13 protein-coding genes and 1 pseudogene are annotated in these 11,634 nt (G+C 43.4%); 7 read left to right on the forward strand and 7 right to left on the reverse strand.

What is annotated here, in order from left to right; translation table 11 throughout:
• Positions 1–7: 7 nt before the first annotated feature.
• The 3 genes from BUB37_RS20080 to BUB37_RS20090 form a co-directional block, all read right to left on the reverse strand.
• Positions 8–466 (reverse strand): MoaF-related domain-containing protein, encoded by a 459-nt coding sequence (locus BUB37_RS20080; protein ID WP_139278151.1) that lies wholly within the window; start codon positions 464–466, stop codon positions 8–10.
• Between the two features lie 167 nt (positions 467–633).
• A complete protein-coding gene (locus BUB37_RS20085) occupies positions 634–1,203 on the reverse strand; it encodes a nuclear transport factor 2 family protein (protein ID WP_072995698.1) in 570 nt (189 codons plus the stop codon).
• Between the two features lie 161 nt (positions 1,204–1,364).
• Positions 1,365–2,507, reverse strand: coding sequence for a histidine decarboxylase (locus tag BUB37_RS20090; RefSeq protein WP_072995726.1), 1,143 nt, complete (start codon positions 2,505–2,507; stop codon positions 1,365–1,367).
• A gap of 169 nt (positions 2,508–2,676) precedes the next feature.
• Between BUB37_RS20090 and BUB37_RS20095 the strand changes: the two genes are divergently transcribed.
• The 4 genes from BUB37_RS20095 to BUB37_RS20110 all read left to right on the forward strand — a co-directional run bounded on the left by BUB37_RS20095 (position 2,677) and on the right by BUB37_RS20110 (position 6,781).
• A complete protein-coding gene (locus tag BUB37_RS20095) occupies positions 2,677–3,129 on the forward strand; it encodes an Lrp/AsnC family transcriptional regulator (protein ID WP_072995700.1) in 453 nt (150 codons plus the stop codon).
• Between the two features lie 158 nt (positions 3,130–3,287).
• Positions 3,288–4,340 (forward strand): alpha/beta hydrolase family protein, encoded by a 1,053-nt coding sequence (locus BUB37_RS20100; protein ID WP_072995702.1) that lies wholly within the window; start codon positions 3,288–3,290, stop codon positions 4,338–4,340.
• An 82-nt stretch (positions 4,341–4,422) separates the two neighbouring features.
• Entirely contained in the window at positions 4,423–5,196 is a 774-nt protein-coding gene (locus BUB37_RS20105) for an AraC family transcriptional regulator (protein WP_072995704.1), read from the forward strand.
• Between the two features lie 64 nt (positions 5,197–5,260).
• Complete coding sequence (locus BUB37_RS20110; protein WP_072995706.1) at positions 5,261–6,781, forward strand: S41 family peptidase; 1,521 nt, start codon at positions 5,261–5,263, stop codon at positions 6,779–6,781.
• A gap of 24 nt (positions 6,782–6,805) precedes the next feature.
• Here BUB37_RS20110 and BUB37_RS20115 read toward each other — a convergent pair whose 3' ends face one another.
• The gene (locus tag BUB37_RS20115; RefSeq protein WP_094766815.1) at positions 6,806–7,084 is read right to left on the reverse strand and encodes a winged helix-turn-helix transcriptional regulator; all 279 of its coding nucleotides are present in this window, start codon (positions 7,082–7,084) and stop codon (positions 6,806–6,808) included.
• A gap of 156 nt (positions 7,085–7,240) precedes the next feature.
• Between BUB37_RS20115 and BUB37_RS20120 the strand changes: the two genes are divergently transcribed.
• Positions 7,241–7,753 (forward strand): VOC family protein, encoded by a 513-nt coding sequence (locus BUB37_RS20120; RefSeq protein WP_072995710.1) that lies wholly within the window; start codon positions 7,241–7,243, stop codon positions 7,751–7,753.
• Between the two features lie 485 nt (positions 7,754–8,238).
• Here BUB37_RS20120 and BUB37_RS20130 read toward each other — a convergent pair whose 3' ends face one another.
• The 3 genes from BUB37_RS20130 to BUB37_RS20140 all read right to left on the reverse strand — a co-directional run bounded on the left by BUB37_RS20130 (position 8,239) and on the right by BUB37_RS20140 (position 10,968).
• Positions 8,239–8,919: a class I SAM-dependent methyltransferase gene (locus BUB37_RS20130; protein WP_094766816.1), complete on the reverse strand. Its 681-nt coding sequence runs from the start codon at positions 8,917–8,919 to the stop codon at positions 8,239–8,241.
• A gap of 587 nt (positions 8,920–9,506) precedes the next feature.
• A complete protein-coding gene (locus tag BUB37_RS20135; protein ID WP_072995714.1) occupies positions 9,507–10,064 on the reverse strand; it encodes a hypothetical protein in 558 nt (185 codons plus the stop codon).
• A 208-nt stretch (positions 10,065–10,272) separates the two neighbouring features.
• On the reverse strand, positions 10,273–10,968 hold the full coding sequence (locus BUB37_RS20140; protein ID WP_139278152.1) for a hypothetical protein: 696 nt from the start codon (positions 10,966–10,968) through the stop codon (positions 10,273–10,275).
• A 141-nt stretch (positions 10,969–11,109) separates the two neighbouring features.
• Between BUB37_RS20140 and BUB37_RS20145 the strand changes: the two genes are divergently transcribed.
• The gene (locus BUB37_RS20145) at positions 11,110–11,385 is read left to right on the forward strand and encodes a transposase (RefSeq protein WP_072995465.1); all 276 of its coding nucleotides are present in this window, start codon (positions 11,110–11,112) and stop codon (positions 11,383–11,385) included.
• Positions 11,386–11,408: 23 nt separating this feature from the next.
• A pseudogene (locus BUB37_RS20150) lies at positions 11,409–11,634 on the forward strand (IS3 family transposase); the annotation flags it as partial.

The following is an 11,634-nucleotide window of genomic DNA, read 5'->3' on the forward strand; positions in this document are numbered from 1 at the left end:
TTACCTATTATTTTTCCAACTTTTTTAAATGATCGATAATTCCGCTTCGAAACACCGTTTTTAAGGTTCTTTCGGGCCTGTTTTCATAGCCGATTATAATCGAACTATGTACGATCATCTTTTCAAAATCAAATACAATGGTCAAATAGTCCTTTAGTCCCGTTTCGTGCCAATTCACCAAATAGAGCTTATCACCGATTTTTCGCGAACGATAGGGGATGTCTGAGTTTCCGTTTCCTTTTGCGGGTCCTGCTAGCCATTCGTATTGGGCTTGGCCATCGTGAAACTCCATATGGATGGCCGTGCCATTTTGATATTGGAAGTTGAGGGAGTAGCCGTCCAAAAAATGTTCGGGCTCCCCGAATTGAAATTTGTTTTCTTCTGTCGTTTTGCCCTGGGCTTGAGTGAGTCCGACACCTAATACCGTGAGACAAATAAGCGCGGCCCATTTTGTTTTTGCTTTCATTTTTTTCTTGGTTTTTGATTGGGTACAAAGGTGGGGCAGGTAGCCCGTTTGGAACGGATAAAAAAGGGCCAAAAAATGGTGAATGTCGAACCTTTATGGGGCGGAACCGGTTGATGGAAGGTAGTTGGTCCGGGCTCGTGTATTTTCCCGGTCCCGGACTTACTGCCCTAGTTGTTGTCTTGGTACAGTTCGATGGCCTTGAGGTAGTTCATGCCGCCCGATTCCGTTTGGTCGTATAAAAATCCGTTCAATTCGGGATGGTGTTCCTCGATCCAGCGCAATAGCTTACCTCTGTTGTCGAGAAATGTGCTTTCATTGAACCCGATGTAATCGATGGTTTCCACACCGCTGATCTTGTTGCCGTCAAAGCGGATGACCTGCTGGGTGACGATCGGGGCCTTGTGAAGAAAGAAAATTCTTTTGTCCCCTTTAGAGATCTTGGCCACGACCCCTTCGCTTTCCTGCGCTATTTGGAGTATTTCGTACCTAGGTTCAAATACGGCGTCCCACTTTACCCATTCCCTATAAGCGGCCCGTGAAAAGGTCTGCCTGTAGTCGCCTTCTTGGGTAAAAAGGCTGTCGGCCAACAGCTTTTCCATGGCGGGACCGTCGGAGCGATCAAGGGCCTGGTAGTATTGTCTGGCGATCCCAATTTTGTCGGTTTCCTTTTTCGGGGCGGTTTTGCACGAAAAAAAGGCCAGGGCCCAAAGGACCAGTATGCCGATGGTCTTGTTCATTTTATGTGATTTAGGCAACGTGCCAAGGCCTTTTCGGTATCCCTCAAGTCTTGCCCTCGTACACGGTCCGGATGTTGCGGGGACAATATAGGGCTTTACGGGGCAAAGTAAATAAAGAAGGCCTGAAATTCTTGTGGATATCGGCCCCCATGGCAGGGCGCTTAGGCCTGAATCGCGAAGGCCCGATCGCTTGTATCGGTGGCCGATTTCCTTTCTTGCACCATATCTTGGATAAACTCATCGATCTGTTGCTTGCTTACATTGGGCATACAGATGACGTGGGTAATATGGTCCGTGGCCAATTGCCATTTCTTTTTTATGGGGTCCGATACCTTGGGGAGCACCACCGTAATGGCCCCGGGGTTGGTCCATGCCTTTATACCTATCTTGATCAGTTCCTCTTTGCAATACTGCGCAATTTCCAAGCTATGGCGGTAGCGTTCCTCCAAGCCCTTAACGCCCATTTTTTTAATGGCGTACCACAGGAAGAGCGGACTGTGTCCGTTTCGGGATCCCGTAATGGTCGTATCCAAGGACCCGATATACGAAATGCCCCGTGCGATCCGGTCCCTCAACGACCGCTTGGCGATAATAACGCCCGAAGGGAAGGGCGAACCGATGAATTTATGGCCGCTGATGGAGATGCTGTCCGCGCCATCCTGAAAATCAAAGGGAATACGGGGTTCGATAAAGGGGCCATAAGAGCCCGCCAATGCAGCATCGCAGTGGATGTAGTGGTTTTGGATGGCCAGTTTTTTTAAAATGCCCTTCACTTTCGAAACATCGTCCTTGGCCTCGGTCATGGTCGTGCCGAATGTGGTAAGGATAATGGCCGGTTTGTGGCGGTTGAGCTGCAAGGTATTCTCCAGGTCCCCATAGTCCAGTTCCCCATTTTCCTGCGCCCTGATGGTAATGCTGGGCAGGTTGAGCAGGTGGATGTTCTTTCGTACGCTGTAATGTGTCGATTCTGAAAAATAGACCATGGCGTTCGGATGCGACTCCCTGGCCAGGTACAGGCCGTACAGGTTGCTTTCGGAACCTCCATTGGTCACATAGCCCCAATAGTCCGTCGGGTCGGCCCTGAACAACTGGGCAAAGAAATCGACCACTTCCCGTTCCATTTCATGGGTCTGTACTTTATAGGTGTTGCCCTCGTAGGGGTCGCCAATGTTGTTGATGGGGTGTTTTAAAAATTCGTACAATCTTGAATAATCGAAGTCCTTGGCCACTGGGTAACCGATAACCCGATCTTTTTCTTCGATTATTTGGGTTAACAGCTCGTCTATCCGTTGTTCGTTATCCATATCCATTGTAATTTATACGTGTATTTTTACACTGTAAAATTACGATTAGTAATAATTTATTGCTTTAATTTGAAATAATATAGAATATTAAACTGTAAAATATAGTTTTGTAGTTTGATATTACTGTTTTGAATTTATAAGGGATTGAGGAATAGAAAAATAATCTAGTATGGATGCGATCGACCATAAGATATTGATGCAATTGCAAAAGAATGCGAAGCAAAACACCAAGGAAATAGCGGCCAAGGTGGGGCTTAGCGTAACCCCAACCTACGAACGGATCAAAAAACTGGAACAGCGGGGAATTGTAAAATCGTACGTTGCCTTGCTCGACAGAAAGAAAATAGGGAAGGAACTGATCGCCTATTGCCAGGTTACCTTGTCTAAGCAACAAAAAAAAATGGCCGATAACTTTAAGCGGGAAGTACTTTTATTGCCCGATATTATGGAGTGCCACCAGGTTTCCGGAAATTTCGATTACCTGCTTAAGATCGCCGTGGACGATATAGGGGAGTTTCATGAATTTCTCAACGAAAAACTGTCCATTATCGACGGAATTTCTACGATACACAGTGCGTTTGTATTGAATTCGGTAAAAGACAGTACGGCCTATAAGCTATAAGCCTTTAGGGGGGGAGGGGAACAATTCCCCCACTTCGACAGGCCCGGTGCAACGCTTTGAAGGGGGTGCCCGCAGGGCGGGGGATGTATCTGCGCCAGGTATAATAATTACGCCGTTAAAACGTTCGAAATAACCCAAATCATTTATAAAAACTGTACATGAAAGCCATTGCCCGGGCCTTGTTCGCCCTATTCCTCTTGACCGCTTGTTCCGAAGACGCCATTGAAGATTCACAAACAACCTTGCCCTCAATTGAAAACGAGCTGGAAGGTCCCATTGGCAAACCCACCGAAGGTTATGGGAGCGATGGCACCTATACGGTGGCGAAAATCGCATTTGAAAGTCCCACCTACGAAGGAAAAGACGTGGAGGTGTTTTACCCCGAGGAAGCTACCTTACCGGTACCTGTCATTTTCTATTCACACCCTTACGGAGGGGAAAAAAGTGAGTACAACATCGGACTTTACGAGTTTATCGCCAAAAAGGGATATGCCGTGGTCTTTGCCCCCTATCCGACCACAGGGGTATCGGTAGAGGAACGTTACGAGACCTTATGGGAAAGTTTTAAAAAGGCGGTAGGCGATCATCCCGATATTATCGATACGGAAAAAGTCGGCTTTATGGGGCACTCCTTCGGGGGAGGTGCCACCTTTTCCTTGGCCTATAAAGGTTTTGTGGAAGAAGGCTGGGGCGAAAACGGTCGGTTTATCTTTACCATGGCACAGTGGTTTTCATACGACCTGTCCGATACGCAATTGCAAAATTTCCCCTCCAATACCAAACTCATCACCCAGGTCTATGACGATGATGTGACCAACGACCACCGGATGGCCATCGATATTTTTAAGAACATCAACATATCCGATGCGGAAAAGGACTTTATCTTGATCAAAAGCAGTACTGTGGACGGCTATACCTATTCGGCCGAACATAACCTTCCCAATACACAGACGGCCTATGATGCCTACGACTATTATGGCATTTACCGCCTTTTGGATGCCCTGACCGATTATAGCTTTAACGGGAATTCCGCCGCAAAAAATGTGGCCTTGGGAAATGGCTCCACGGAACAGATCACCATGCCCAGCCATGATGGGGAGGCCCTGGAGCCCTTGGTGGTCACGGACGACCCCACCCCCTTGTATGCACAATCGAACTACTTGTTCAAGTGCGGGGCGGCAAGCAACCCGAGAAGCGCCTATTGCGAATAGGGGGACGGTCACGTAGTAAAATTCGCTATCTTCACCCTACCATAGAAGGGGCTACTATGGGGTATGAAATAGAGAAACAACCATGTTTTTTGATAATTTAGAGTATATCAACATCGATGGGCAAACGGCCGATTTCCCCAAGCATTTTCATGAAACTTTTTGTATTTCGTTGATCCATCAAGGTATTGAACAGATCGAGTTTGAAGACCAAAGTTTTTTTAGTGAAAAGGGCAGCATATCTATTACCAACCCATATGAGATACACGCCAATCCCTTAAGCGAATCAAAGGTTGCCTTAAAATTCGACACCATCTATCTGTCAGGCGACCTGATGAAATACCTGTTCGAAGGAAAAAACATCACATTCGAAAACAGAAAGATCAATAACGAAAAGGCCAACCTATTATTCGTACAACTGACCAAAGCCATGGATACCGGCAATGCAAAAACAATCGAACTTGCTTTGCATCGGTTTGCAAATGCCATAAAATATCATTCACAGGAAAATATGGGGACCCACGGGAAGCCGCATTTTAGCGATTTCAATGAGATCGATCTCTATATCGAAAACAACATCCATGAAAAATTCAATTTGGACGACCTATCAAGAATGGCCAACATCAACAAATATGGTTTTGTCAAAAAATTCAAGGCCGCAACGGGTATGACCCCAATGAACTATATTTTGATGAAAAAGGTTTTTTCGTGCAAAGAGCTCATAGACGCACATACCGAACTTACGGATGTTGCCTATCGATACAATTTTACCGATATGGCCCATTTTTCAAAAACCTTTAAACGCTTTGTCGGTGTTTCCCCAAAAAAATACCAAACACATCTTATCGAAATTTTATAATTGCCAATATCTTACAAGTGTCTGGACGGACAGAGATTTACTTTTGGAAAAAAATAATTTCCGAATGAACAAAACCGTCTTTTTCCCGCTTCTTTTTTTTATGGTTTCATGTATCGGCCTTGCACAGTCCGTTGACGACCCTTTTTCGCAAAAAAGGATGCGCAAAGACCTTGAAGTATTTAAAAACATACGCCTGAAGGCCAATTCGGGACTGTACAAATACCGCACCAAGGAACAAATCGACAGCATCTACACCTGGGCGGACGGGGCAATCGACCGGGCGAATACTTATGGCGATTTTTACAACATCATTTGCCAACTGACCGATTTTGAGGGCAGTTTGCACAACGATACAAGGTTACCGGAGAGATATAACCAATCGATGAAAAAGGAACAAAACGGTTATTTCCCCTATCCCGTCAAATGGATAGAGGGTAAGTGGATCATAAATTTTGCCAAGGGAGAAATACCGCTTGGGGCCGAAATTGTATCGATCAACACAATAAAAATGTCCGATATCATAAAAAACCTATACAAATATTACACTACCGATGGTGTAAATACCACCGGAAAACGCATAGGAATAACATACAATTTTAGTAAATATTACCGATTGCACTACGGCCTATCTCCTGTATTTGAGGTTGCGTACAGGCCCCATAATTCACATGAGGTCCAAAACGCTACCCTAAAGGGAATCGCCTATACGGATTATTACAAAAATGTAAGGCAAAGGCACTCAGAACCCTTTGACGAGGTCGATTACAAAGATTGGGAAGAAGGGGAAACCTACAGTTACAAGGACATAGATGGGGATACCGGCATACTAAGGGTAAACAGTTTTTCTTTGGGAAACAAACAATCTTCGTCTCATGGCAGGTACCTTACCTTTTTAGACAGTGTGTTTACCCACATAAAAACAAAGGGGATTAAAAACCTCATCGTTGATGTTCGTTACAATGGCGGTGGTACCGACCCCAACGACCTAGTAACCTATTCTTACCTTACCCAAAGGAATTTTAAGGAAAACAAACAAGCCTGGATCAGCTTTAAAAAGCTCCCTTATCTTAAATATGCCTTTACCAAAATTCCCCGTTTTTTAAGGCCACTGGGCGCAGGCAAGTACAATAAAATGTTTAAAAATAATTTTCCCGAAGAGATAGATGGAAAGTTCTACCAAGACGAAAACAACGAAGACCACCAGATTAGAAAACCAAGGCCGCATGCCTTTACCGGAAATATCTATTTATTGATAGGTCCGAGGGTGGCATCGGCAGGAAGCCTTTTTGCCGCAATGGTCGCCGGAAACGACAACACGACCGTAATAGGAGAGGAAACCATGGGCGGTTATTATGGGCACAACGGACATACCCCGATGGGATACATTTTGCCAAAATCAGGAATGGCCGTTTTCTTTTCGGTCGTAAATTTGGAACAGGATGTACCCCAGAAGTCGAACCAGCGGTACGACAGGGGCATTATTCCCGATTATGATGTACCGCAATCGTATAATGACTTTCTGCAGAACAGGGATACTCAAATGGATTTTACGATCGATCTTATAAGGAAGAACAAAAACCGGTAAAACCGCCGAAACAGGACAAAAGGCTTACCGCCCCCGAACATCCTCGGAACCCCATTGGTCCAAGCTGCGTAAAATGGGACCCAAGGATTTTCCCCGTTCCGTAAGGCCGTACTCCACCTTTGGCGGAACCACGGGATAGACCTTTCGCGATAGGAGTCCGTCTTTCTCCAACTCCCGTACGGTCTGCGTAAACATTTTGTTGGAAATACCCGGAACTTTCTTTTGCAATACGCCCGACCGCAAAGGGCCCTCCAACAAATGGAACAAAACCAGGGGCTTCCATTTGGTACCGATCAAATTCATCGTATAATGTAAGGGGCAACTATTATCTTTATTCAATTCTAGTTTTTATTTTATTGATATTCAGTATTTTACTCGTTTAGGTAACTATACTACTTTTTGGTAAGTTATTGTCTATGAAGCAAATATAAGCTAATCTTGCCCTCTAAAAAGAAACATATGGCAAGGAATACCAATTATCCCAAATCATTCTCACATATCGGAATAACGGTTCCCGATATACATAAGGGCGTTAAATTTTATTCGGAAGTAATGGGCTGGTACATTATTATGGAAGCTTCCAAAATCAAAAAGGAGAGGGAGACGGCCATTGGTCAAATGTGTATCGACGTATTCGGTGAGGAATGGACGGAGTTTGAAATCGCCCATTTGTCCACTTCTGACGGCATAGGGGTAGAGCTGTTCTCCTTTCCGAACGGTATCAAGGAAGCTCCGGAGTTCAATCCCTTCAATACGGGTCTTTTTCATTTTTGTGTACAGGATCCGGATATCGAAAAGCTCATTGACCAAATTGTCGCCCACGGCGGCAAACAAAGAATGCCGATCAGGGAATACTATCCGGAGGACAAGCCCTTTAAAATGTGCTATGTGGAAGACCCCTTCGGAATCGTTTTTGAAATCTACACCCACAGTTACGAACTCACCTATTCCTCCGGGGCCTATGCAAAATAGGGCTTCGGTATATAGGGAGGTACTCAGGTGCTGGTATGGGGGGCTTCCTATTTTTTTTGAAAGCCGGTCATAAAATCGGGATGATACGAATACCCGGGGCTTTCGGGCATGGGGTAGAAAAGAGGCCCCCTAGCCAATAGCGGATTTTTTACGGCTTCGCCCCATGGCCTTATAAGCCGCGGGGCACTTTGCCCCTTGCCAAAACAACATCGGTGGTCGGACCTTTAAGGTGTCCTACCTAAAGGGCGTGAATTTACAGACCGGCCGTTTTGACCTGATCGAGCTTCTAGAAGGCTTCGTTAGGGCGACCATGTCCAATTTTACCTGACTTGGAGTTGCCGGACAGTGGTTTGGAAGGTCAAAAAGGCCCCCATTTTGCGAAAAACGGTGTCTTCGGAGATAGTAAGATACCTTTGGCCGTACATGGGGGGCTTAAGTTGGGCAAAGCCTTCTTGCCGAAGCTTTCGTTCCAAAATGTTTTTGTCTTATTTCGCCTTGATGATGTATTGGTAGGGCAATAGGTCGACATTTACCTCAAAATCGGTATACCCGGCCTTTTTTAGTTCGGCTATGACCACGTCGATCGCTATTTTATGGTCGGTCGGAGGGCCTACGGGGACTTCCGTCTTGAAGAAGTCGATGATTACCAACTCCCCATTGTCCTTCGTTCCGTTTTTGACCTTCGAAAAATAGTCGCTTCGGTTGTCTATATGATGGTAGGTGTTGACGATCAATACCATGTCTACTTCCCCGTCGGCCAAATTCGGATTGTCATAAGGAATTTTACGAAGTTCGATGTTCTTAAGGTCGTTCTCTTCAATGCGTTTTTTAAGCGCATCCTGAAATTCATCGCTTACATCGGCGGCAATGACATGGGCACCCTGGGCCGCCAGTTTTACCGAAAAATACCCGGAACCTGCACCTATGTCCATTATTTTTTTGTTCGTAAGGTCACCCAGGTACTCCAGTACTTTTTGGGGCTGTTGGTAGGCGTCCCTTTCGGGCGATTCAAATCGCTTGATCAAGTCTTCCGTAGAAGATCGGAGCATGTACGCGTTGGCCGAGGCTGCCTTGCCCTCGTTTTTTTTAGTGTGATGTTTGTGCTGCGAAAAAGCCATAGTTGAAATCATTGTGGTGGCTGAAAGGATAATGGTTCTTATTTTCATTTTAACTCGTTTTTGATTTATCGTTCAATGTATTGCTCCATAAATAGGTCAAAAAAACCAGGACAAGATTCAAAAAACCAATAGGGTTTCGAAGGGCTTGTCAATAAAGGCGTATGCGATCATCCAAAGCGATATGATAATGAATATCACTTGAAAAAAAGGGAAAAAAGGACTTTTATAGGCGTGCCCTGGCGACTTGCCCTTGGTTCGTCGTAATATAAATACGCCAAAAACGGTCGCCATCGATGATAAGGTCAGCAAAAGTCCGCAATAGATCAATATTTGTTCGAAGGTTGATCTCCTCCCGTTAAACCGGACGGTTTTAATTTTGGGGAAGCTTACACATAACCTGAAAACCCACCTGAACGGCACGGGCAGGAGTACCTGAAGTTCGAACAGAAACGTGCCAAAAGTGGGGTAGGCATGGCCTCCTTGTCGGTTTTTGTAAAAACCGGATTACACAAGCTTTAAAGACTGTTTTTATAACCTCCAAAAACAATGGTCTGTTCCGGTATTTTATAAACAAAACCGCCTTAAAAAGCGGTTGTAGGGGTCATTGTTTTTATAGTTATGGGCTTGTGCAAGGGTTACAGCGGAAATGTAATTCCAACCGCAAATGCTCCTGCGAATTGTTCAACTGATGGCTGAAAATAATAAGTAAATCCTAAATCAACATTATTATTCTTTCCTAATTCAAGTCCAAATGAGAATGGAATATGATAAATGATTCCGCTTTTGTCTATGTCATCAAATGCTGCAAATGTTTCAAATTTCCCAATTGAAGTTCCATTCCCAATTTCTACATAAGGTGCTACCCAAGGAATTGGTGCTCTAACTCTTGCTTTTCCTCCAAGCAAAAGGGCTTTTGATTCCGCTTTTTCATTAGTAGGGTTACCATTTAGGTCTTCTCCATTTGAACTCGTTAAAATAAAACCTGCGTATGGTCTTAATTCAAACCAAGAAGTGACTTTTAATACTAGTTCTCCTTGTGCATAAAAGCCATCATCAGCAACTTCGTCAATACTATTGTATGGTACACTAATACCATATCCTATTTGAGCATTTATTGATTTTTCTTTAATGAACTGAGCTTCAACTAAATTAGAAGTCAGAGTTATTATTACTAATATCAGAGTTTTTTTCATAATGTGTTATCCCCTCCGTATACGAAACGTAGCGTGTTAAAAAGACATTATCGTTTCGGATGATACACGAGCCGAATTTTTTAATTTTCTTTTACCTTATTTTCTGAAAAAGCCAAATTAAAAAAATTGGCGGTCTTTGCAAATAATTACAAACTATTGGGTTTAGCACTTATTAGCTATGTTTTATACACCGTGGTGTACACTGGGCTTATTTTTCTTTTTTGTCATTGTTAAAGAGCTTTAACTGTTGGTTTTCTGCTTCTTTTTTCTTTCGATATTTTTTTCCTTGAGGTGTTTCTTCCACAGTATTTTCATAATGCTTTTTAAGAACGGTTAATACCGAATACGAGGAAGTGTAAATTTCTCCAACCTCATTAATTTTTCTGGATTTTTCTAAAATACAATCTATAAATGTTCCATTCTTAAATTCAATTCCTTCTGCGATTACAGACTGTTTAAAAACTTTATCTTTCATATAAAAGTCTATCGGTTCTCCAGATTTACCATAAACTCCTTTCCATTTATATTTTCCTTTTTTCAGAACAGGCGAAATTATCTCAATAGTTGCATTTTCATCAATTTCAGATTCTAAATCATCACTTTCAATAACAAATTTATCAAAGTCAGTTCTCGAGATAAATTTAGGTTCTTCAATTTTAGTCTTATTCTCAGATAGTTTAGATGTTGATATTTTTTTGACCTTAGGATAATTATAAAGTTGTTTATAATAATTTGATAAATGCTTTAGTATTTTGGGATTACTATCAATTATCAAGTTGAGATTTTCAATTGTTATTTGCTCTGGTTCTTTCTGTTTTAATTCTTTTTTTAAGGTTTTAATATTTAGTTTTCTTTCTTCAATGCTTAGTTTCAAATCTTTTTGCTCCAATTTTGATTTTCTCAAAGGAACTCTTGATAGAACTTGGGATAAACCAGTTAGAAGTAAAGTAATTTGAGCAACGTTGTCGGCAAGAAAAGTCCATAATTCAGTCTGTAGATACCCCAAATTTTAGGACAGTAAGTTTAATTATTAAATTTACTGAATATGACACGAAGAAAATTCACATCGAAATTCAAGACCAAGGTAGTATTGGAAGCCTTGAAAGAGCGGCATAGCCTTGCCGAACTGGCCCAGAAACACGGGATACATCCCACCCAGATCAGTAGTTGGAAGCGGGATTTTCTTTCGGGAGCCGAACAGGTTTTCGAAAAAGGGAAGACCGATAAACGTAGTGAGGCCGAGAAAAAGAACGATCAATTGCTCAAGACCATCGGGGAGTTAAAGGTCGAGAACGATTTTTTAAAGGACGCCTTGCGCTAAGGCCTTTGGCCGAAAGAAGAAAAATGGTACGCAAGGGCCATTCCAAACTGAGCATATCGGCACAGTGCCGTAGTCTAGGAATCCACCGATCAGGACTTTATTACAGACCGAGAGGGGAAACGGAACTGAACCTGGAACTGATGCGGCTTATGGACGAGCATTACCTGTACCACCCCGAGAAGGGCGCCAAGCGCATGCACGTTTGGCTTACCCGTGACAAAGGGTACAAGGTAAGCAGGAACCGTATCG

It is taken from the genome of Pseudozobellia thermophila (assembly GCF_900141855.1).
GTDB lineage: Bacteria > Bacteroidota > Bacteroidia > Flavobacteriales > Flavobacteriaceae > Pseudozobellia > Pseudozobellia thermophila.

Bases quoted from the DNA above. Each gene is read 5' to 3' on its own strand.
- BUB37_RS20080 (WP_139278151.1), bottom strand. From the start codon at position 466: ATGAAAGCAAAAACAAAATGGGCCGCGCTTATTTGTCTCACGGTATTA.
- BUB37_RS20085 (WP_072995698.1), bottom strand. From the start codon at position 1,203: ATGAACAAGACCATCGGCATACTGGTCCTTTGGGCCCTGGCCTTTTTT.
- BUB37_RS20090 (WP_072995726.1), bottom strand. From the start codon at position 2,507: ATGGATAACGAACAACGGATAGACGAGCTGTTAACCCAAATAATCGAA.
- BUB37_RS20095 (WP_072995700.1), top strand. From the start codon at position 2,677: ATGGATGCGATCGACCATAAGATATTGATGCAATTGCAAAAGAATGCG.
- BUB37_RS20100 (WP_072995702.1), top strand. From the start codon at position 3,288: ATGAAAGCCATTGCCCGGGCCTTGTTCGCCCTATTCCTCTTGACCGCT.
- BUB37_RS20105 (WP_072995704.1), top strand. From the start codon at position 4,423: ATGTTTTTTGATAATTTAGAGTATATCAACATCGATGGGCAAACGGCC.
- BUB37_RS20110 (WP_072995706.1), top strand. From the start codon at position 5,261: ATGAACAAAACCGTCTTTTTCCCGCTTCTTTTTTTTATGGTTTCATGT.
- BUB37_RS20115 (WP_094766815.1), bottom strand. From the start codon at position 7,084: ATGAATTTGATCGGTACCAAATGGAAGCCCCTGGTTTTGTTCCATTTG.
- BUB37_RS20120 (WP_072995710.1), top strand. From the start codon at position 7,241: ATGGCAAGGAATACCAATTATCCCAAATCATTCTCACATATCGGAATA.
- BUB37_RS20130 (WP_094766816.1), bottom strand. From the start codon at position 8,919: ATGAAAATAAGAACCATTATCCTTTCAGCCACCACAATGATTTCAACT.
- BUB37_RS20135 (WP_072995714.1), bottom strand. From the start codon at position 10,064: ATGAAAAAAACTCTGATATTAGTAATAATAACTCTGACTTCTAATTTA.
- BUB37_RS20145 (WP_072995465.1), top strand. From the start codon at position 11,110: ATGACACGAAGAAAATTCACATCGAAATTCAAGACCAAGGTAGTATTG.